The sequence below is a fragment of the uncultured Ellagibacter sp. genome (assembly GCF_934617235.1).
Lineage (GTDB): Bacteria > Actinomycetota > Coriobacteriia > Coriobacteriales > Eggerthellaceae > Ellagibacter.
In genome coordinates this window covers 1-19,081 of record NZ_CAKTTZ010000049.1, presented here as the reverse complement: position 1 = coordinate 19,081, position 19,081 = coordinate 1, and the positions used below count along the sequence as shown (strand labels likewise).

At 57.3% G+C, this 19,081-nt stretch carries 20 protein-coding genes and 1 pseudogene; 12 read left to right on the top strand and 9 right to left on the bottom strand.

The annotated features are described in order from the left end of the window. The first annotated feature begins 116 nt into the window (after positions 1 to 116). The gene (locus tag Q0G85_RS10340) at positions 117 to 350 is read left to right on the top strand and encodes an Abi family protein (protein ID WP_367116886.1); all 234 of its coding nucleotides are present in this window, start codon (positions 117 to 119) and stop codon (positions 348 to 350) included. Between the two features lie 461 nt (positions 351 to 811). On the opposite strand, the gene Q0G85_RS08900 is transcribed toward Q0G85_RS10340, so the two are convergent. Then, complete coding sequence (locus tag Q0G85_RS08900; RefSeq protein ID WP_297156954.1) at positions 812 to 1,492, bottom strand: nucleotidyl transferase AbiEii/AbiGii toxin family protein; 681 nt, start codon at positions 1,490 to 1,492, stop codon at positions 812 to 814. Between the two features lie 204 nt (positions 1,493 to 1,696). Continuing rightward, the gene (locus tag Q0G85_RS08895; RefSeq protein ID WP_297156952.1) at positions 1,697 to 2,353 is read right to left on the bottom strand and encodes a type IV toxin-antitoxin system AbiEi family antitoxin domain-containing protein; all 657 of its coding nucleotides are present in this window, start codon (positions 2,351 to 2,353) and stop codon (positions 1,697 to 1,699) included. Positions 2,354 to 2,484: 131 nt separating this feature from the next. On the opposite strand from Q0G85_RS08895, the gene Q0G85_RS08890 reads away from it, so the two are divergent. Then, positions 2,485 to 2,949 (top strand): hypothetical protein, encoded by a 465-nt coding sequence (locus Q0G85_RS08890; RefSeq protein WP_297156949.1) that lies wholly within the window; start codon positions 2,485 to 2,487, stop codon positions 2,947 to 2,949. Between the two features lie 142 nt (positions 2,950 to 3,091). Here Q0G85_RS08890 and Q0G85_RS08885 read toward each other — a convergent pair whose 3' ends face one another. Continuing rightward, the gene (locus tag Q0G85_RS08885) at positions 3,092 to 3,412 is read right to left on the bottom strand and encodes a hypothetical protein (protein WP_297156946.1); all 321 of its coding nucleotides are present in this window, start codon (positions 3,410 to 3,412) and stop codon (positions 3,092 to 3,094) included. A 222-nt stretch (positions 3,413 to 3,634) separates the two neighbouring features. On the opposite strand from Q0G85_RS08885, the gene Q0G85_RS08880 reads away from it, so the two are divergent. Continuing rightward, a complete protein-coding gene (locus tag Q0G85_RS08880; protein WP_297156944.1) occupies positions 3,635 to 4,720 on the top strand; it encodes a hypothetical protein in 1,086 nt (361 codons plus the stop codon). 16 nt (positions 4,721 to 4,736) lie between these two features. Here Q0G85_RS08880 and Q0G85_RS08875 read toward each other — a convergent pair whose 3' ends face one another. Further along, positions 4,737 to 5,174: a hypothetical protein gene (locus tag Q0G85_RS08875; RefSeq protein WP_297156941.1), complete on the bottom strand. Its 438-nt coding sequence runs from the start codon at positions 5,172 to 5,174 to the stop codon at positions 4,737 to 4,739. Positions 5,175 to 5,581: 407 nt separating this feature from the next. Here Q0G85_RS08875 and Q0G85_RS08870 point away from each other — a divergent pair, with 407 nt between their 5' ends. From Q0G85_RS08870 to Q0G85_RS08860, 3 genes are all read left to right on the top strand, one after another. Next, positions 5,582 to 6,418 (top strand): abortive infection family protein, encoded by an 837-nt coding sequence (locus Q0G85_RS08870; protein ID WP_297156938.1) that lies wholly within the window; start codon positions 5,582 to 5,584, stop codon positions 6,416 to 6,418. Between the two features lie 108 nt (positions 6,419 to 6,526). After that, positions 6,527 to 7,282 carry a hypothetical protein gene (locus tag Q0G85_RS08865; protein WP_297156935.1) on the top strand — a complete coding sequence of 252 codons (756 nt, stop codon included), beginning with the start codon at positions 6,527 to 6,529 and terminating at the stop codon, positions 7,280 to 7,282. Positions 7,283 to 7,374: 92 nt separating this feature from the next. After that, entirely contained in the window at positions 7,375 to 7,710 is a 336-nt protein-coding gene (locus Q0G85_RS08860) for an IS66 family insertion sequence element accessory protein TnpA (protein ID WP_297156932.1), read from the top strand. Positions 7,711 to 8,305: 595 nt separating this feature from the next. On the opposite strand, the gene Q0G85_RS08855 is transcribed toward Q0G85_RS08860, so the two are convergent. From Q0G85_RS08855 to Q0G85_RS08845, 3 genes are all read right to left on the bottom strand, one after another. Continuing rightward, positions 8,306 to 8,596 (bottom strand): type II toxin-antitoxin system YafQ family toxin, encoded by a 291-nt coding sequence (locus Q0G85_RS08855; RefSeq protein ID WP_297156930.1) that lies wholly within the window; start codon positions 8,594 to 8,596, stop codon positions 8,306 to 8,308. Between the two features lie 4 nt (positions 8,597 to 8,600). After that, positions 8,601 to 8,870 (bottom strand): type II toxin-antitoxin system RelB/DinJ family antitoxin, encoded by a 270-nt coding sequence (locus tag Q0G85_RS08850; RefSeq protein WP_297156927.1) that lies wholly within the window; start codon positions 8,868 to 8,870, stop codon positions 8,601 to 8,603. Positions 8,871 to 9,231: 361 nt separating this feature from the next. Continuing rightward, positions 9,232 to 9,552, bottom strand: a complete 321-nt coding sequence (locus Q0G85_RS08845; protein ID WP_297156925.1) for a hypothetical protein — start codon at positions 9,550 to 9,552, stop codon at positions 9,232 to 9,234. 1,216 nt (positions 9,553 to 10,768) lie between these two features. On the opposite strand from Q0G85_RS08845, the gene Q0G85_RS08840 reads away from it, so the two are divergent. From Q0G85_RS08840 to Q0G85_RS08830, 3 genes are all read left to right on the top strand, one after another. Then, a complete protein-coding gene (locus Q0G85_RS08840; RefSeq protein ID WP_297156922.1) occupies positions 10,769 to 14,956 on the top strand; it encodes a hypothetical protein in 4,188 nt (1,395 codons plus the stop codon). A 16-nt stretch (positions 14,957 to 14,972) separates the two neighbouring features. Beyond that, complete coding sequence (locus Q0G85_RS08835; protein ID WP_297156919.1) at positions 14,973 to 15,101, top strand: hypothetical protein; 129 nt, start codon at positions 14,973 to 14,975, stop codon at positions 15,099 to 15,101. Between the two features lie 154 nt (positions 15,102 to 15,255). Further along, the gene (locus Q0G85_RS08830; RefSeq protein WP_297156916.1) at positions 15,256 to 15,729 is read left to right on the top strand and encodes a hypothetical protein; all 474 of its coding nucleotides are present in this window, start codon (positions 15,256 to 15,258) and stop codon (positions 15,727 to 15,729) included. Between the two features lie 106 nt (positions 15,730 to 15,835). On the opposite strand, the gene Q0G85_RS08825 is transcribed toward Q0G85_RS08830, so the two are convergent. Then, positions 15,836 to 17,224 carry a nucleotidyltransferase family protein gene (locus Q0G85_RS08825; protein WP_297156913.1) on the bottom strand — a complete coding sequence of 463 codons (1,389 nt, stop codon included), beginning with the start codon at positions 17,222 to 17,224 and terminating at the stop codon, positions 15,836 to 15,838. 211 nt (positions 17,225 to 17,435) lie between these two features. On the opposite strand from Q0G85_RS08825, the gene Q0G85_RS08820 reads away from it, so the two are divergent. Next, positions 17,436 to 18,356: a hypothetical protein gene (locus Q0G85_RS08820; protein ID WP_297156910.1), complete on the top strand. Its 921-nt coding sequence runs from the start codon at positions 17,436 to 17,438 to the stop codon at positions 18,354 to 18,356. Next, positions 18,346 to 18,612 (top strand): PqqD family protein, encoded by a 267-nt coding sequence (locus Q0G85_RS08815; protein ID WP_297156907.1) that lies wholly within the window; start codon positions 18,346 to 18,348, stop codon positions 18,610 to 18,612. The genes Q0G85_RS08820 and Q0G85_RS08815 overlap by 11 nt, the downstream gene beginning before the upstream one ends. Positions 18,613 to 18,623: 11 nt before the next feature. Here the strand turns inward: Q0G85_RS08815 and Q0G85_RS08810 are convergent, their stop codons facing one another. Continuing rightward, entirely contained in the window at positions 18,624 to 18,869 is a 246-nt protein-coding gene (locus Q0G85_RS08810) for a hypothetical protein (RefSeq protein WP_297156905.1), read from the bottom strand. 10 nt (positions 18,870 to 18,879) lie between these two features. Between Q0G85_RS08810 and Q0G85_RS08805 the strand changes: the two are divergent. After that, a pseudogene (locus Q0G85_RS08805) lies at positions 18,880 to 19,081 on the top strand (hypothetical protein); the annotation flags it as partial.

The window sequence follows — 19,081 nt, the reverse complement described above, 5'->3', positions numbered from 1 at the left end:
CGGGGAGGAAGAGGCCCGAGAGGCCGATAAGGCTCGACTAGCCCTCGGCCCCTCGGCGAGGAAGGAATAGGGGAGGCCGGTCGGTGCCTCCTGCCCATAGGCGTGATTTTGCGAATATGGCGCTTTACGAGCTCGACGCCGAGCTCAGGGAGATAATGCTCGATGCGCTGCTCAAGGTCGAGTTGAAGATCAGGTCGGCGCTGGCCTACGAGTTCTGCGCTGCATATGGCGAGTCCCAAGGCAAGTATCTTGACGCCTGTTGCTATGCGACATCGAAGGGAGCGGGGCGCGTTCTTGAGGCCATGGGCTTCCCGGCCGAATGGAAGAAAGTGGCCAGATGCAAAATCTGAGATCGACTGTCTAAGCTGAATCACCGTTTTAGGCGGATTATTGGCGCCGGAATCGCGTCCGATCCCGGCGCTTTCGGCCAAGTTCTTGACGGAGGCCCTGCCTTGCTCATGCGCCGCGTCGACGGCGTTTTTCTCGTTCTCATCGAGCTGACGCGACGGTTCGGCTCGGCTGCCCTTGCCTTGCTTTCCGGCCCCCGCGTCAGCAGGTACGGGAACGGGGTTGCCGCCTTCGTCCGTGTGGGTGACCTGCTCGCCTGGGCGGTCGAAGTGGATGATGGTGGTGTTGACGGTCTGCCTGTATCCGAATTTCACCCCGGCAGCATTGCAGTCTCTCTTGATGCGCGGGATGCCCGTGCCGTAGCGCTCGATCATTTCCGAGCGGAAGAGCGCCTGGGCGATGCCGCGATACGACGCAGCCCGTTTCGCTGGGCGTTTTCTGTCTCATTGATACTCGCTCTGAGCTACTCCTCCCAGTTCAGGCTTTCGTGGTCCCAGCATAGCCCTCCGCATCGCTGCTCCAACGCAGGGTCGAGCAGCTTTGCCGCGAGCTTCGACGCCTCGCCGATGTCGTGCAGGCGCGTGGGGATTCCAGTTTGCGCGCAGAGCTTTGCGAATTGGCGGGCTTGGGGATTGGCCCATTCCTGCGGAATCGCAAACGACTCTATCGGCCCGATTTTCCTGACAGCCATCTCGCGGCGCAGGCGCGCCTGTAAGTCGGTGCCGTCGATGTCGCACGTCAGAGTGTAGACAACGATGTCCACGAGGTCCTTGACCCTGAAGGACGCCCGGCCGTTGTGGCGCTCGGCGAGCGCGCAGAACTTGTCCGCGAGCGCTGCGCCGACCGGATAGACTAGGTAGTCGCATGTATCGAGACTCTTGACGTCTATCCTGTCGGCCGGTGAAACGGCCTCGGCGCCTTCGAGCGGCACCTCGTCGATCACCAGGTCGATGGCTATTGCCTGCATGCGCTTTGCGCCCAGCATCGGGATGAACCGCACCGACAGGCCGCTGCGATACTCGTCATCGGGCTTGATAGGCTCGGCGCCTGCGTACTCGAAGACGACGAAGTCGCCCAGGTCGCGCTGCGCGAGCCTTCGCAGGTCGGCAAGCGCGCCTTCTATGCTGTCGAGCGTCGAGAGCATAGAAGGCGCGCGTCGCCCTGCCGTCGAGCGTGCGTGCGAGCACGCTGCGTCCGCCCTTGAGCACGAAGGACTTGTTGCCGTCGGCGAAGACCCGGCACAGCAGCCTGTGGAAGTAGAAGCCCGCTATGGCGCGGCCGGTGTCCTGCGGCGAGGCTTTCGCGGCCTCCTTGACGGCCATCTCCAGCGCTGCAGCTGATTTGTATGTCATGCTTGCGGCCCCCTTCCTGCCATGCCCGCGTCTGCCAGCAGCGATGCGAGCGTCCTTTCCCCCTTGCGCCGGCCGTATCTCGACGCGAGCAGCGCTTCCAGCTTGTCGAGGTCGAACGGCCTGCGCCCGCTGCACGCGTCTCGCAGCGCGTCCGCCACGAGCGAGCGATCCTCGTCGTCCGCCACGAGGTCGAATATCGTCCTCTCCGGTACGGTGACGGGCAGGCCGCTTTCGAATGACACCTCGTCCCGTGCGATTTTGCGCACCGCGAAGCTCGCGTCCTTGTTCCTGGAGTTGATGCGCCTGGGGGCGTAGATGTGGTACGGGCTGAGGTAGAAGTCGCCGATGCCGAGCAGCGATGCGGCGGTGGCGCCGCCTATGGCGATGCCGTCCCACGCCCCGGCACGCGCCCTCTCGTGCGTGAGCTCGGCAGGGGCCGTGAGCTTCCAAATTGCCGCGAGCTCGTCGGTCGGCTCGGAACCCGAGCCGACTAGGCGGTAGGCGCCGCGTGCGACGCGCTCCAGGCGTCCGGCGCGCGCGCCGTCGTGGAGGGCGTCGCGGGGTATGCCCATCCTGGCTGCCTGCGCCGTCGTGAACACACCTTCCGACTCGGAAAGCTCGGCGATGGACGATATGTGGTCGTTTCTTTTCATGTCTCAATTGTAGGGTAATAGCCTACCTTTGCAACTAATTCCTTTTGTTTTGCGGATAGGGTGCCTTCGAGCGGTTAAGATATTTTTTACCCTCGGATTATTTAGCCGTTTTTTTCGAAAGAAGGCAAACCATGGGCTTCTCGTTCAGGCACTCTGCTGGTTTTGGCAAGCGGATGGAGTACCGCATCATCGGCAAGATGCTGATGGAGGGGCTGGACTGCTACGTTCCCTTGGTCGACGACCATGGCGTCGACTGCGTGGTGAAGAAGGGCGACGGCACCTTCGTCGAGGTCCAGATCAAGGCGCGCTCGAAAGAGGTCAAGATGGGAGACGGCGCCATGTTCGCCTCCATATCCCACGAGCCGCGCCCAAACTACTACTTCGTGTTCGTTTCAGAGCGCCTAGACAAGATGTGGATCATGTCCTCTGAGGAATTCCTGAGCGAGATCAGGCCCATCCCGTCGGGGAGAAACGCGGGCAAAAGGAGCATCAAGTTCAACGGCTACAAGATGAACAAGGCAAAAGGGAAGCGGGAAGAGTATGCGCTCGACAGATACGCGAAATACGAGTGTGCCGACTTCGCGCGTTTTCGTTGAGAGTTTGCGTTTTAGTATAGTGGCGCTGCGATAATGGCGGACTTTCTCGTTAAAGGGTTTGGTCCGGCGGTTGGGGCGCCTCGGTTCACGGGAGCGCTGCTCATCCAGCGGCTACCTATTCCCTGCAGGATTCCGTGAACGGCTAATCGCAGAGCCTTGCTACCTCGGCTCCGCATTCCGCGCACCGGCCCTCGACGAGCACGCGGCCGTGGCGGATGCGCAGCGTGTAGCCGGGCGCGAACTCCGTCGTGCCGCAGTTATGGCAGAACGCGTTGGCGAGCAGCAGCTTGCGGATGTGCTCGGGGATCCTCCTCCACTCCCGCAACGCCTCGATCTCCGTGACGCCCTTGCCGCGGCGGAACTCGTCTTCCTCCATCTCCTCGGCGACGAACCTGGCGATCATCTCCTCGCTTACGCCGTCGGCCCTCATCTGCCGGGCCATCTCCTCGTATTTTGACTCCATGAATTGCCCTCGTTTCTCGCGTGGTTGCCGGTTGGGGGCGGTCGGCTTGCGGTTGGCTACGGTCAGTTCGCTTTAACAGATATTGTTGAATGATATTCCAAATTGGGCGTGCTCCCAGCCGGGGTATCGTTTAGAGTTTGAAGGATTGCCTGGCTGCTTATCTTGGACCAAGGTTAAGCTAGGGCTTCTGTCCGATTGGAAAGAGGGTATTTGAGGTGCAAGATGGAGAGCTCAAATAACAACGGGGCGGGTCTTCTGTCGCTCTTTTTGTACACAATGCAGGAATACGATGGCATTGTATCGAGTGTGCCCTTGCGCACACGTGACGATTTGTGTTCGGACGTGGTTCATTGCACTTCGCGCGACTACGGTTTTGAACATGAAGAAGTAAGCTGGGCGGCAGTAAGCATTCGCATGATGCTTCAGCGAAAGTACTACTCCAACGGAGAAAGCGTGCAACTGAAGAGGCTGCTTGCCATTGCGGAGCGCGATCAAAGGTTTGATGGTGCCAAAGTAGCCGAGATTCGACGAAGGTTAAAGTCGCTTAAACACAGGGAAGTGGAGCTGTCGCTCCCAAACGGTGAGGTTGTATCGGGTCACTTTAAGAATATCGAGGATGTTGTATACGGTGGCCTTCTGCACGCAGATTACGATAAAGCGTTACGCCTGCGTTCCTTTCCGAAGGATGTGAGGTTCTATGCTCTTGCGCCATTTGTCATAGAGCGTGAGCGGCTTATTGTTGATTTTAAGGAGCTGTGCCTTTCTTCAGGGGTGTGCGAAATTGGAACGATTGAAGGTGACAGAGCCCCTATTGCTGGCCTTGATGTTTTACGAGGCGAAGATAGGTTAATTGCGAAATCGCCATATTGGGCGAACGTGGCGGGCCATGATGCAATGGATGAGGAGATCGAAAAGACCGTAGATGCTCTATCGGAAGACGATAAGAACGCCCTATTAGTAGCGATGGACTTTGTGGAAATGCTAAAAAGTGAGCCGCTTGATTTAAAAGCGTTAAGAAGTGTTGTGTGGCGTGACTATTGGGCTGATTGGGGCGATTTCGGGCAGGCATCGGAGATGATTAAATCGATTCCAGCCCCAGGTGCTTCAACGCATGTGATGCATGAAGGAGGCGCCGAATACGCCCAAGTGAAAATATTACCGAAAGTTCCCCATGCCTGGGTGACGAATACGCCTCAAGTGCTCACGGGTATGTATTTGGTGCTCCTCACAAAACGTTTTGGAATGTGGAAGGTTAACGGGATTATGAATTCTTGTGTCGAGAATGGCGAGGTGGAACGGCAGTCATGATGTTCTATATTGGTAACTAGCGGCTCATAAGGCCCACGGAGCGTATGAGGTGCGCCTTTGGAAAGCAAGGGTTGTATTGGGAAAGGCGGATAATCTCGTCCCATACATTGATGCACTGATCTATCATGCATGTGAAGAAGCCGTCGGAGTCGTCATTTTCGATGTCCGTTAGCTGCAGCAGGAAAGCATAAGAGACCTCGAAGGCTTCCATAAGCGTTTGCGGCCGGAAGAGCGGACTCATGGCATTCCAGAAGGCCTCGTTCAAGTCCTGTTCGAACTTGAACGCATCGCGATAGACAATGTAGCCGTTGCGCTTGTACCGGTACCAGATGGCGTCGATTTCGGCATTCAGGGCGACTCGTGCGCGGCTGGTGTCGGGCGTGCCGAATCGGCTGGTTATGCGGTGGCGCACGCGTTCGTCCTCATCGATCAGGGCAAGAAGGAACTCGCGCATCTCGCGCTACCTGGGAGAACGGCCGCCGCCAAGCACTTGAGTTGTGAGGCGATCGACTTGGCACGCTGGCGGAGAATGGGAGCTGGTCTTTGACCTGCTTTGCCTCGATTTCTTCACTACCTATGCTTTTTCGTGGCAGGAGATGGTAATGTCGGCGCCTATCCATTATGCATTGGATACGAGCGGAAGGCATCAATTCCGCTACCATAAAGATAACCGGCCGGGATGGCTTTGTTGTCAGGTTGAAGTGATTGAAAGATCGCAAAAGGATCCCGCGAGTTTTATCGCATCATGAGCAATGAGGCCATAGGGGAAGCCGTTTTGCGGGGGGATTCGGCTAAGCTGGCGTTATAAGCCTTCCTCGGAGGCTTGGCCCTTCAACGGAATAGATGCAGCACAGGAGGAAGATGTTCTCGAAGTTAGAAATGGGCGCGTTCGCACAGCTTTTCAACCGTAGTGGTTATGTCCTCGACTTCAGTACTGCGGACTTCAATGCTTTCACGATGAACAGCATCGGGGTGCCTCTCTGTGGGCATTATGGCCTATCAAAAGGAAAATCAATGCTCGCTTATCTCGATGAAGCCGATCCTATAGATGCGACACGGCTGCTGCTAGATCTCTTTGAGTACTATGAGTTTCATTTCAGGCCGGAATTCGATTCTGCTGCAGCGGACGAATTCAATTCCTATAAGCATGAGAAAGGCAAGAGGGGCCTGTATGTCAAATGTAAGGAGATTGCAGATCGGGAGCGTGCCGGGGCGAGTTACTTGCAACCATCGGTGCGCTATCTCCAAAAGGAATTCTCGAGCGAATTCATGAACGACCGCATCTCCTTGCTCATGGAAATGAGGGAGAGCGACCCGACGGAAGCCATTGGCAAGTCGAAGGAGCTCATCGAGAGCTGCTGCAAAACGATACTTGGAAAGATGCAGATATCCGCGGATAAGAATTGGGACCTAAATAAACTCGTAAAAGAGACGATGAAAGCTCTTTCCATTACTACCGAAACCGTTACTGGAAACAATAGGGAGGCCGGTATCGTCAAGCAGATACTCGGAAGCCTCAGCGGCCTTGCGACGGGAGTTGCCGAGTTCCGAAACGAGTACGGTTGCGGTCACGGCAGGGAGGCGGGTTTTCTTGCCTTGCCCGTCAGGCATGCCAAGCTCGCAGTGGGTAGCAGCATCACATTAGTCGAATACCTCTGGGAAACCTACAACTGGCGCTCGGGCGACGATCAAAGCTGAGTAGCTTATGCGTGCGGTCAAACAAGCGTCGACGCTTGGCGATTGTTGTGGATTGACGAAAGTTTCTCGCTTCCAATGTTGTTCGCAAATTGTACGAAAGGGGAGGCCGTGTGCGATCCTGAACTGACGATAAAGCCAATGCCCCCATCTGCCGTTATCAGTAATTTTGTAGAAGGAATTCCGGATTGCAACTACGAGATCTATTTACGTGAGCTAATTAACAGCTCCACCTATTTCCGGGACAAGGGCAAATCAGCGTACAGCGAACCTCCATCGGAGGAAGCCGGCCAATGTGATGCTATTTCCGAAGAATACGAATTGGATTTCAAACTACTTGATTCGCAAACCATGCTGATGGCAAACAGCATTCTCAAGAAACGGCCCATGGTTCTAATTCCTGGGACTGTGGCGTGCGCCGAATGTAGAAAGCCAAGTGGAGAGGTCGAGGCCACGAAGCTTCGTGTTGCATTGCGTGGATTATCCGTCGATGACCTTGTAAGTATCCGGCGCACTAAAACGAACCACACCAACATCCAAAACGACATACCGCAGATTCTCGAAGTCGTTGAAGTGAAGAAGCATATTCTGATGTTGCTCCCCTACATATTCTCGTTTAGGCAAGAACTTCATTCGCAAGATCCCATAGAAACGATAAGGGTCGCGATGAATGATGATTTCAGAAACCTGTTTCTATATCGGGAGAAGATGAGCCCTGGATTCGATACATATCTCGCAACAGTCTTTTCTGATTCGTTTCTGGTATTCAACATTATTCACGGCGAGTTCTGTTTGGTTGAATCCATTTCAACCGAATATACGCCAACATACAAGCAGCTGCTAAATTACGGTGACATATGGGGCTAGCGAATTGCGAGCGTCAAAGATAGCGCGTCTTAACACATGACTCTGCATGGTCCATGCTTGTTGCGAACGTTTTCCGACCTTGGAGGTTTGCGATGTCTGTCAACGGCGACGCCGCTAGGCGCGACATGTGGGCCGGGCGCATAGAGCGCTGCCTGGCCGCCGATATGACCGCCAAAGAGTGGTGCGCGCTCAACAAGGTGGCGGAGTCCAGTCTGTGCAAATGGGCGGCCCGCTTCCGCGAGGAGGAACTCCGGCCGCTTTTCCCGCAGGTTGAGCGAGGTGTCGAGCTGGATGAGGGTCACGCGTCGCTGCCCCGGGCGGCGGCGCTGCGAGCCCGTTTTCCGCTCCCGGTACGGTGGGAAGGTGACGGCCGGCATCCTTTCCGAGGTGAAGAAATTGATGATGAAGTGTTAGAGTCCCCGGGTTAAGCGGCTCCAATTGGCTTGATCTGATTAAAGATTGTGTAGCCGCAAGCTGCCTGCGAAGAATCGTCCCATTGGGAAAATGCCCCAATGGGACGATTTGCTATCCGACTTAGAGGCAGCTTTTCGGAGCCGGTTCATCGTCGATGGCGGTCGGCATGAGTTGTAAAAACCTTGAGTCCCAAACTCCAAAAGGCAGATAGTTCAGCTATCTAGCCAGAGCATTTCTGCAGGTAATCTTGTTTTTTCGTCTTGACAAAAGGGATGTCCATAATAGGTCCGCGTCCCATGATCTTGGCTGAATACGAACAAATCGAGGCCCGTGCTCGTTATGGTGCTAATTGAGAGGCAGCACCCGCGTAAGCTCCCATGATTATTCTCATCTTTCTAACCATTTTAATAACCATGGTGGTTAGAATGGTTAGAATTGAATCGAATCGTGGGAGCGATTGTGTGAAGGCGGGCAGCAGTAAGCGCTGCCACGGGTTCGCTGCGCTTACTGGGGCAAACTCAAAACCGATTGCTGTCTGAAAGCCGGGGATGCCGCTCGGACCCGGCAGCGCCTCAGCCCGATCGCCGCGGCTCCTCGAAACGGTTAGCGCTATCTGAACAGGTCATCATGAGAACCCGTTCTCTGGAAGGTGACGAACGTGTCCTCATCTCGCCAGATGACGAGCCAGTCGCCGGCGTTGGCAACGTGGCACTCTCTGCCGCCCGACCACTCACCCTTGAAGTCGTGCATGTTATGCCTACGGCGAAGCTCTTCGAGGGCCTCCGGCGTGTTTTGGGCGACCAGGTCGATGAGCGCCTCGAGTGGTCCGAGATCGTAGCGTTTCTTCTTGAGTCGCTTCACATCGCGCTGGAACTTCGCCGTGTATGCGACCCTCAACATGCCGCTATACCCCCATGGCCTCAAACATTTCCTTCGCCGAGGCGTAGGCCGGACCGCCGTTTCGGGCGATCTCGTCCGCCTCGCGGACGGATTCCAGCGACTCCTTGTTTAGCTTTGGATACTCCAGGGTCAAAGGAATCCTATGCTCGCGTTCGATCTGCTTGTAGAAGGCGCGGGTGATAGACGAGATGTCGAAGCCGAAGTCCTCGGCTATAGCGCTCACGGTCTGTTTCGTGGACTCGTCCACCCTGATGGTCACAGATGCAGTCCCCATTGTTACCTCCTTTAGTCATTGCAAGACAATTATGTCACGATGTCTTACATACATGAAGCCGCATCCGGCTGCATATCGGTGTTGAGCGTAACAGTTTGTTGCCAAAGTAAACGCAACGCTGTCAACCTAACCGCAACGGTTGCGCCCCAGGCTTCGTCTTCCTCCGACTCCTCGTCCGCCTGTCTATCTGGCATAACTCGATATTGACAGATAAGGCGCGATCGAGACACTATTACCTTCGATGAGTGGGTTGATCTGGATCTGTGCAAGGCTATCGCCAAACGCTATGGCAAGCTGCTGGGTCTGGTTTGCGCAAGAGAGAAGGCGCGCGAGCATTCTGGGCGCGCGGCAAATATTCTCCCTAGTCGCAAAGCCTCGCGATATCGGATCCGCATTTCGCGCACAGGCCCTCTATGAGCACGCAGCCGTGGCGCATGCGCAGCGTGTAGCCGGGCGCGAACTTCGTCGTGCCACAGTTGTGACAGAATGCGTTGGCGAGCAGCAGCTTGCGCATGCGCTCGGGGATCTTCCTCCATTCCCGCAGTGCCTCGATCTCCGTGACGCCCTTGCCGCGGCGGAAATCGTCTTCATCCATCTCTTCCGCGACGAACCTGGCGATCAGCTCCTCGCTTACGCCGTCGGCCCTCATCTGCCGGGCCATCTCCTCGTATTTGGGATCCATTGGCTTCCTTCCCGTGGCGCTATCTTGCCAATAGTATCCCACGTAAAGCGTGCGCCTACCCCGCAGTTCTTTCGACTGTATGGGGTTTGCACTCCCAGGGAGCATGACCCCGGGTTCGTGGTCAACTGGACGAGTTGTGCGACGTTTCCCCCCCGTTTCGCCCCTTCATGATGGATTGAAGCGCCCTCGAAAAAATAAAACCCCAGGTCAGAGAAAAGCTAATTGAATTATTCTGGGAAAAGGCAACGCACAACTCTCTCAACTGACCACGAACTAGCGGGTCTGCTCCCCAGGGGCAGAAATTTGGTGCGAATCCGAGCGCAGGCAGGGTTGCCGAGCACTGCAGCGCGGGCGGGGGCTGCGGACATCGGCGCGGAGCAGGCCTGGGGCGAAAGGCGGGGCTACTGGGCGTCGGAGCTGGAGTCGGCTGCAGGGATGGAAGAACAACGCCGTCGCATATAAACGCTCAAATTGCTGACCCTTCTTCGCTAAACTACATGACCCAAGTTGCTGTTCGGATTGGTAGAAGGTAATTTGCAGATGGTCGAATTCAACCCGTGTACCAGCACGAGGGTATACGAATCGTGGATGCCGCCGGCTGGTTGAGCAACTCGAATCCCCAAAAATGAGCATCATTTAAATTTGGGGAATTGGGGCGGGCCCGATTGGGATAGGTGCCGGGTGATTTGTTTCAGGGTGAGACAGGGGTCAGGCAATTTGTCCCACCCGCGAGTCGGGCAGGAGTCGGGCGGCTCGCCTTGCGTCTTTTGGCAACGATAGAAGTCCCAGCTTGGTGGATTACCAGAAGTTCACGGCAAGCGCCAGAATAATCTCCTTGGCGACTCTGAAAATGACCCCCTCAAGGCTCGCAAAAAACCGATTTGTATCCCCGAAAAGACAATAGTTCTGCTACTATCTATCTCATCTGTGCAGGCGCAAGTGTCGATGAATCGGGGTGATATCGTGGACGAATCGGAAAGGAGCGAATCTGCCGTTTCGAAACAAGGTGATACTCTATATGTCGCCGCCACCGCACTGCACCTCGGCTCATATCTCAACAACCGCAGGGTACCCTCAGAGGAATGGGGGTACCCTGCTCGCTTTCCATAAGGCAAGCTGTCCAGCCAATTATTTCCCGCCAAAGCCGTAACGGCGGGAATGAGCATAAAGAGCAAGTATCGGAAACAAGGAAGACAGAAAGGAAGATGCAAGGGAAATGAAAGCAAGCAATGCAAATAAAGTCATCTCAGTTTTGCTGAGCGTTGCGATGTGTCCCATGATGGTGCCATCTGCAGCGTTCGCGGCCGACGACGGCTCAGCATCGGATGCTTCCTCTGCAGCCGAGCAGGCGCAGGTCGCCAATCAGGCAGAAGGCGTCGACGCGGGCGCAAGCTCGAGCGACACGATCGCCCCGCAGTCCGAAGCGACTGGCGAAGCAGCCGGTGAAGCAGCCGCCCCCGCGGCTGCGGCCAACGGAGAAGGCGCCGAAGATGCTCCCAGCGAGGAAGGCACTGAGGCCGCTGTCGCCGAAGTGAACGGCACGAGCTATCCCAGCCTGCAGGCGGCTATTGACGCTGCTCCGCGTAAGGCAACGGTGAAGCTGCTGGCCGATACGAAAGAGAACGTCACAATCTCCACGCCCTATGTTACGCTCAATTTGAACGGTCACACTCTTAACGGTGGCACCGAGAAGGGAAAGCCTGCGCTGACCGTTACGGCTCGCGTCACCGTCATGGACTCCAGCGAAGCCCAAACGGGTATCATCATGCGCGAGGACACCGCGGAGAACTCCGGCGTTTCGTCCCACTACGTCATTGACGTTCAGGGCGATGGCTGGCTCACCTTCGAGAGCGGCAACGTGACCAACGGCAGCGGTGCTGGTGGAACGAAGGGCGCGTCTCTTGTTCGCGTGGGCGATGACAGCATCGCCAAGTACCCTGGCCTGAATATCAAGGGCGGCACGTTTACCCAGGATAACTTCATCGTGATCAAGGTCGATCGCGGCGATCTGTTCCTGAACGGCGGTACGCTGAATTCCACCAATAGCTACGCCATTGAGGACTGGTTCAGAGCTACCATCAAGGGCGGCACGGTCAACGGCGCAGTGGCGGCCTGGACGTACAGCGACGGTTCCAACAGCGACCTGTCGATCAGCGGCGGCACCATCAACGGTAACGTGTTTTCTGTGAACTACGGCAGCGCCGAGGGCAAGGTGGCCAAAGTCAGCATTACCGGCGGCGCCGTCAACGGTACGCTGGGTACCTATACCTATAACAATGGCTTGACTGCTACCACTGACGCCGCCAAGGCGACTATCGCCGTCACCGGCGGTACGTTCTCCAACGACCCCACCAAGTACGTGGTGGAAGATTCCGCCATTAACAAGAACGACGACGGTACCTTCGGCGTAGCGAAGGCCTATCTTGCTCAGGTTGGTGAAACCAGCTACTACACCATGGACGAGGCGTTCGAGGCGCAGACCACAAGCGGTGAAACCATCACCCTGCTGCGCGACTACACCACAGGCAGCACCTTCAACTCTGGATCCGTTGCCCGCGTGGTTGACCTGAACGGCCATACCTGGACGTGCACGGGAACCGATGCGAACTCCGCGGCGTTCGAGATCAACTATTCCGATGCGTCGCTTACGGTGAAGAACGGTAAGATCGTAAGCTCGCAGCTCATCGGCCTGATTCCGTCTGCTATGGGCGGCACCATTACCTACGACAACTCCACCCTTATGTTCGAGGGCGTTGAGGCAACTACCACTGCCACGAGCGGCATCCAGACGAACGGCAGCAACGCGAACGACACCGTTGTCCTGAAGGACAGCACGCTCAACGTTCCCAACGGCTTCGGCATTTACTTCCCCAGCAGCGGAACGCTGACCATCGACAACTCCAAGATTAACGCGAAGACGATGGGTGTGCAGGTGTGCTCGGGCAACCTGAACGTTACCGCCGGTAGCGCGATCACCGTGTCGGGCGACCCGGTCGAGAAGACCGAGGGCGACGGCGCTATCCAGGATGGCGCGGCAATCTCTATTGTCAACCGCGCTGGTTACAAGGGCCTTGGCCAGACTGCCATTACCGGCGGCACCTTCACGGCGAAGGCTGGCAACGCGGCCCTTAAGGCGTACACCTGGGATTCCTCGACGAAGCAGGAGTTGGCTTTCGACAATTCCGCTAAGGCGGTCGCCGTCTCTGGCGGCACGTTCTCGGCCGCAGTTGCTTCTGACTTGTGCGCTGAAGGCTATGCCCCTGTTGCAAATGCCGATGGCACGTACAGTGTTGGTGCTCCTGTGGCACAGATTGGCACGAAAGCGTACGCCAGCCTCGCCGATGCTGTTGCGGCGGCTGAGGACGGCCAGACCGTTACTCTGCTGGCGGATGTGGAGCAGAATACCCAGCTGACCATCGATAAGGACATCACGCTGGACCTGAACGGCAAGACCATCAAGAACACGCAAGACATCTGGGGCGATAATGCCAACGCCATCCTGTCCATCACGAATGGCGCCAAGGTGACCATCACTGGCAACGGCACCATAGATGCCAAGGAGAACGACTGCTACACCATTAACGTGGTGAAAGGTGATCTGACCATCGAAAACGGCACCTTCTACGGTAACGTCAGCGTGGTTCAAGTGCAGGAGGGCACCCTGTCCGTCAAGGGCGGCACCTTCGACCTGCACCAGAAGTGGGAAGGCAGCAGCAAGTATCTGTTCAACTGCATCGATGATGCGTATGCGAACGGCAGTGCGAATGTCGCCATCAGCGGCGGTACGTTCGTCGGCTTCGACCTCAACGTCTCCCCCGAGGGCGAAGGCACCAGCTACCTGGCTCCTGGTTATGCTCCTGTCGATAATGGCGACGGTACGTACGGCGTAGTTGCCGGCGTGGCGCAGATCGGCACGAAGGCTTATACCAACCTGCAGGCTGCAATCGATGCAGCTCAGGCGGGCGACACCGTTCAGCTGTTGGCCGACACCACGGAAAACGTCACGATCTCCGCGAATGACGTCACGCTCGACCTGAACGGCCACACCCTCAACGGCAGCACGGGCGAGCGCAAGCCGGCGCTGACGGTCACGAGCAAGGTCACCATTGTGGACTCCAGCGAGGCCCAGACGGGCACTATCATGCGCGAGGACACTGCGGCGAATTCCGGCGTTTCCTCCCACTATGTCATTGATGTCCAGGGCGAGGGCGACCTGCTGTTCGAAAGCGGCATCGTCAAGAACGGCAGCGGTGCAGGCGGAACAAAAGGCGCGTCCCTTGTTCGCATTGGCACCGATAGCAAGCCGGACGCATTGCCGACCATGACCGTTGCTGGCGGTACCTTCACGCAGGATAACTTTATTGCACTTAAGGTCGATTACGGTACCCTTTATGTGAAGGGCGGCACCATCAACTCCGCGAACAGCTATGCGGTTCAGAACTGGAAGAGTGCCAGCATCGAAGGCGGCACTGTCAACGGCAACATTTCGACGTGGACTTATAGCGGCGGACCCGGCGCCGAGCTCACGATTAGCGGTGGCACCGTAAATGGCGACATTGAGTCTCTGACCTACGATGGCGTTGCGGGCAACCCGGCGAAGGTGGCAATCACCGGCGGCACCGTCAACGGTTCGCTGTATGCAATTGACTACAGCACGAGCACTACTACTGATGACCCCACGAAGGCAACGATTGACGTCGCGGGCGGCACGTTCTCTAACGAGGTTCCTGTGAACTACTGCGCCGAGGGCTATGCTCCTACTTCTAACGCCAATGGCACGTACGGCGTTAAGCTTGCCGAAGGCGCGTATCTGCTGCAGGATTACCGCAGCGGTGACCAGGCCTCTTGGACGTATCCGACTCAGGAAGGCATGGCGTTTGCTGGTTGGTACAAGGACGCTGCGTTCACGACCCCCTGCACCGCAAGCGATGTCGAGGGTGCGGCCTACGCCAAATTCGTCAACATCACCGATCTGCTGCAGTACAAGGGCGGCTCGCTGAGGATGGACGTTGCTCAACCTTCTGAGCTTACGTGGTTGCGTTTTGGTTACACGATGGCCCTTCCCGAAGGCGCAAGCTTTGTTGAGAACGGCTGGTACTTCAAGAAGGTTTCGACATCTCAGCCGACGGATGTTCGCAAGTTGGCAAACAACAATGTTTTGAACATTGATGGAACCATTACCGCAAATCTTGTATTTACCGGGGTGACAACAAACTATTATTCTGCTAACTTTAGTGAGAAGGCATTCGTCAAGTATGTAACGGCTGATGGAACTACCGTTGAAGCCGTTGAGAGCGATTATCAGGTGCGTTCGGTACTTGACGTTGCTGATGTAATTCTTGCGCATCCTATGGCAAGCAAGGCCGAAAAGGATTATGCTACGCAAATCAAGGCCGCGGTCTAGAAGAGGAACAATAGAAATGCAGAAGAAATATGAAAGTCCCGAGATGGATGTCATCGAGTTGGAAGACCGCGACGTTATTGTTTCGTCTATCGTTCCTGGGCCTGGTGACACCGATGTTGATCCGGGCGGTGACGGCGGCTGGTAATCCATTTGGCGTTATGCTGCATCGGACGAGGGCTTGCTAGAGTACTTAGCATTTCCGGACATTTAGTCACTAGATGACTCGAAGGGCGGACGGTTTCGTCCGCCCTTCGTTTGTTTGCGGATTTCCACTGATTGAACGAAGGGTTACCAAATCTATGGATACGCGAAAACGTAATGTACTTATCGGCGTGGGCACGGCGATTTTGGTTGTCGTCGTAATCCTCGTCGTTTTGATGGTGTCGGGCGGCTCGAGTCAAGATGAGGCAGCCTCGAAAACGGACAGCGCTGTTGCAGCTGCCTCCGACACAACTTCAAAGGATGCAGGCGCTATGCACGCCTCGGGCGACGGCACGGCCGACAACGAGGTTGATGCCTCCGAGGTGTATGGGGATTCCCCTGATGCCGCGACGGGCGAGTCCTCCGCTGGCATGTCAACTTCCAGCGGTGACACTCCGAGCGTGAACGGCTCTGGCTCTACTTCGGGCAACCAGCCGAGCGGCTCGAACGCAGGCAATGGCGATTCATCCGACAAGGGTTCGGGCGATTCTGCAGGTAGCGATCCGACCGGTGGTGCCGATCCAGGCATCAAAACCGAAGCCGATGGCTCCAAGTGGACGGGCTACTACTAAGGCGTCAAACCTTTGGTCGCCGCATTCGACAACACACAACTCTACGCGGCCGTTTTGGCGATAACCCAAAGCGGCCGTTGCCTTCCCTTGGCGAGGTTCGCGCGCCCTACATCCTGGTCACTTCAAGGCGCTTGAGCAAATCGACTTCCTCTTGCGCACTGCGCGCGTCGCTGACCAGCTCTCTCGCATCCACCTTGCGCGCGAGGCCCTTGCGGATAACGTGCCCCACTTGGTAGAGACACGCGGCCGGAGCGAGCCACGCGTGCTTGCGCGCCGGCTCCCAATGAGCGCGCCCGCCCTCGTAGAGATAATGCACCAGAGCTGCGGGGCTGCGGAAGCTATGCAGCACCGTGCGAGTCGCCTGGGCGCCGCGTTCCACCTTGCGCCCCATGTTTCCCTTGCGCGTGATGTAGAGCAAAAGATCGTCGGCGAGCTGCGCATCGGCGCAGTCAAACCACGTTGCCGACGTCTGAAGCCCCAGATAGGTGCGGCAAAGCCACGTCGTGGTGACAGCCAGCTTCTCCATGCCGATCTGTTGCGCTGCATGCTGGAACTCGCTCTCCCAAAACTCGTCAGTGAGCTGCGCCGCGGCAAACATCTGCCAATCGAGAATCTGTCGAAGACCCAGCCCCGACCCTAAATGCTGGTTAACGTGCGCGAGCAGCACCAGGCCGTTTGCGAGCGGCGGCAACACGGGCACGTTGAACCCTGCGACATCGGTCCATTCGACATGAGGAATGACATCGTAAATGGCCTGGTCAAGGAAGTGCGCCTGTTGCTTGTTGGTGCACGTGCTGAAGTAGCGATGCAGCTCGATTTCGGGGCAGCCAGCTTTCTTGAAGCCTGCATGGCGCGGGTTGATTTCAAGCGGAATCTCGTTTTCCCAGCCCAAGTCTTCCAAAAGGGTAAACGCCCGGTCGAAATCGACGGGCGGCACGATGAGGTCAATGTCGCCCATGCTGCGGCTGTTCGGCTGCGGGTAATTTGCCGCAGCGGCCGCGCCCTTCAACACGGCAACGGGGATGCCAGCCTGGCGAAACTCGGCGAGCACGCTGTCTTGCGCCATCATGAGGCGATACCAGCTCGACAGGTTTTTCCCGGCGCGCGCAAGGTATTCTGCCTGGTCAGCAGGAGAGAGCCCAAGGGATTCGATGGCGTTTGCGGGATAGCCGATGACGGATTGCGCTTTCAGCTCGTCGCGCACGGCAGGCCACAGCCCATCGGGGACAGGCGGGACGGAGGCAGGCGAGGCAGGGGTCGAGCGTTTCGTCTCGCCTCGGGACGGGGACATGTGCGTGGAGGGGGGAGTGGTCGCGGAAGGGGAGGCTGCCAGATGATTTGACGCGGGTGCAACAGTCTCGCTTGCAGCGAGGGTCGGGTAACTCGCCTCGCCCTCAGGCATCGACGCGGGATCATCGTCGCGCGCTGCATGCTGAAGAGCGCTTTCAGCAGCGATTATCTTGAGCGCATATTCTTCGGCAGCGGAAAGCTCCACGAATTCATCCTCTCGTAACGTCGTTATGGCAGGCGCGGCGCCCGTGGAAATTACTTGCGAACCTGACAATCGGTCGCGCGCGCTTCCTGTGCGCCTATAATATAGCAGCGACAATCATGATTCGAGAAATGCCTAAATATGGTGCAATTCGAAAGCCGCGGCACTCGCCGCCTGCCGTTCGCGCGCGCCGTATTCGCAAGGAGCCTAATCGATGTTCTGCGTTCAAATAGCCGAGGTCCTCATTGCGATCGAGAACCGCTATGCGTTTACCGAGCGCCTTTGTGCGGATTATATCGTTGATGTCTCCCCTGATGAGTGCAGCTTTTCAGTGTCGGTGACGCCTGAGGAGATCGCGGCGGAGAACAGCGATGGGGGCACCTTCTCGCCCGCGTACTGCGAGTCGCTGGCAATCTATCGCAAGATTTGCACGCGCATGCTGGATTTCGACGCGTTTCTGCTCCATGCGGCGGTCATCTCGTATAAGGGGCGCGGCTTCGCGTTCGCGGCGAAAAGCGGCACGGGCAAAAGCACGCACATTGCGCAGTGGATGCGCGCGCTGGGCGATGACGTGACGGTGGTGAACGGCGACAAGCCCATCCTGCGCTGGCGGAGTGGGGAAGGCGACGAGGCCCCAGGTGGGGAGCCTGGTGAGGAAGGCGCCGAGACTCCAGATGGGACGCCCGACGGGGAAGGCTCACGCGCTCGCACGCCTTCCGCTGCGTCCCCTGACAGGGAAGCTGCCGAGGCCGCCTGCGACCAGCCGGTGGGTGAGTTCATCGCGTACGGCACTCCGTACTGCGGCAAGGAGAACTGGGGGCAAAACACGAGCGTCCCCCTTCGCGCTGTGTGCTTTATCGAGCGCTGCGAGCCAGGCGAGTCGGACCGCTTGTCGCGCTTGGAAGATGACGGGGAAATCGTCGCGCGCATCATGAATCAGATTCTGATGCCGAATGATCCCGTTTTGGCTGCTCGGCAGCTTGATTTGCTCGACAGGTTGCTGAACGGCATGCCGTTTTACGTGCTGCGCTGCACACCGACCCCTGCTGCCTTTGATGCGGCATTCCAGATGACGCTGTGCGATAATGAGCGCGAACAATTGTCTCGAAACGAAGGATTGTGGCATGAAGATTAAAGGCGGCTTCGTCGTGAATAAAGTGGGCAGCCAGCACGTGGTCGTGCCAGTTGGCGAGGCCAGCATGGAGCGCCACTGCATGATTCGCCTGAACGACACGGGCGCTTTTCTGTGGGGACAACTCGGCGCAAATGCCGCGGAAGAGGACCTGGTCCAGGCTTTGCTGGCGGAATACGCGGTCGACGACGACACGGCTCGCGCCGATGTTACGGCGTTTTTGGGCAAGCTGCGTGCCGCCGATTTGCTTGAGGAGTAGGTGCCTAATCGTTAGGTTCCATCCGACAAGCGATTCATGACAAACGAAAGAGACATATCCTCAGCGGTGCCTGACGCAGGTGGGTTTTCCGCGGGTGCGGGCTCGGATGCCTCGGCGGCGTCCGACTCAGGTGCCCCAACGGCCCCTTCCCGCGTGGCGCCCGCCTCGACGTCTTCCCATGCAGCGTCTTTGCCGGTGTCTTCCGATGCAAGCACTTCGAGCGCACCCTCGTCTTCCCCTTCTTCGGAGCCTCTCAAAATCGAGGACGTGCTGACATCCGAGGGCTTCTACATGGGGCCGCCCGTGGGCATTTCCATGTGGCCGATGCTGCGCAATCGTCACGACGTGATGATGGTGGTACCAGCCGAGGGCGAGCTGCGCCGCTACGATGTCGCGCTGTATCGTCGCGGCGAGAAGTACGTGCTGCATCGCGTGGTGGGATATTACGGGAACGGCCCCAAAAAAGGCT

Coding starts and splice junctions, on each gene's coding strand:
- Q0G85_RS10340 (WP_367116886.1), top strand. CDS start 117: ATGGCGCTTTACGAGCTCGACGCCGAGCTCAGGGAGATAATGCTCGAT.
- Q0G85_RS08900 (WP_297156954.1), bottom strand. CDS start 1,492: ATGCTCTCGACGCTCGACAGCATAGAAGGCGCGCTTGCCGACCTGCGA.
- Q0G85_RS08895 (WP_297156952.1), bottom strand. CDS start 2,353: ATGAAAAGAAACGACCACATATCGTCCATCGCCGAGCTTTCCGAGTCG.
- Q0G85_RS08890 (WP_297156949.1), top strand. CDS start 2,485: ATGGGCTTCTCGTTCAGGCACTCTGCTGGTTTTGGCAAGCGGATGGAG.
- Q0G85_RS08885 (WP_297156946.1), bottom strand. CDS start 3,412: ATGGAGTCAAAATACGAGGAGATGGCCCGGCAGATGAGGGCCGACGGC.
- Q0G85_RS08880 (WP_297156944.1), top strand. CDS start 3,635: ATGGAGAGCTCAAATAACAACGGGGCGGGTCTTCTGTCGCTCTTTTTG.
- Q0G85_RS08875 (WP_297156941.1), bottom strand. CDS start 5,174: ATGCGCGAGTTCCTTCTTGCCCTGATCGATGAGGACGAACGCGTGCGC.
- Q0G85_RS08870 (WP_297156938.1), top strand. CDS start 5,582: ATGTTCTCGAAGTTAGAAATGGGCGCGTTCGCACAGCTTTTCAACCGT.
- Q0G85_RS08860 (WP_297156932.1), top strand. CDS start 7,375: ATGTCTGTCAACGGCGACGCCGCTAGGCGCGACATGTGGGCCGGGCGC.
- Q0G85_RS08855 (WP_297156930.1), bottom strand. CDS start 8,596: ATGTTGAGGGTCGCATACACGGCGAAGTTCCAGCGCGATGTGAAGCGA.
- Q0G85_RS08850 (WP_297156927.1), bottom strand. CDS start 8,870: ATGGGGACTGCATCTGTGACCATCAGGGTGGACGAGTCCACGAAACAG.
- Q0G85_RS08845 (WP_297156925.1), bottom strand. CDS start 9,552: ATGGATCCCAAATACGAGGAGATGGCCCGGCAGATGAGGGCCGACGGC.
- Q0G85_RS08840 (WP_297156922.1), top strand. CDS start 10,769: ATGAAAGCAAGCAATGCAAATAAAGTCATCTCAGTTTTGCTGAGCGTT.
- Q0G85_RS08835 (WP_297156919.1), top strand. CDS start 14,973: ATGCAGAAGAAATATGAAAGTCCCGAGATGGATGTCATCGAGTTGGAA.
- Q0G85_RS08830 (WP_297156916.1), top strand. CDS start 15,256: ATGGATACGCGAAAACGTAATGTACTTATCGGCGTGGGCACGGCGATT.
- Q0G85_RS08820 (WP_297156910.1), top strand. CDS start 17,436: ATGTTCTGCGTTCAAATAGCCGAGGTCCTCATTGCGATCGAGAACCGC.
- Q0G85_RS08815 (WP_297156907.1), top strand. CDS start 18,346: ATGAAGATTAAAGGCGGCTTCGTCGTGAATAAAGTGGGCAGCCAGCAC.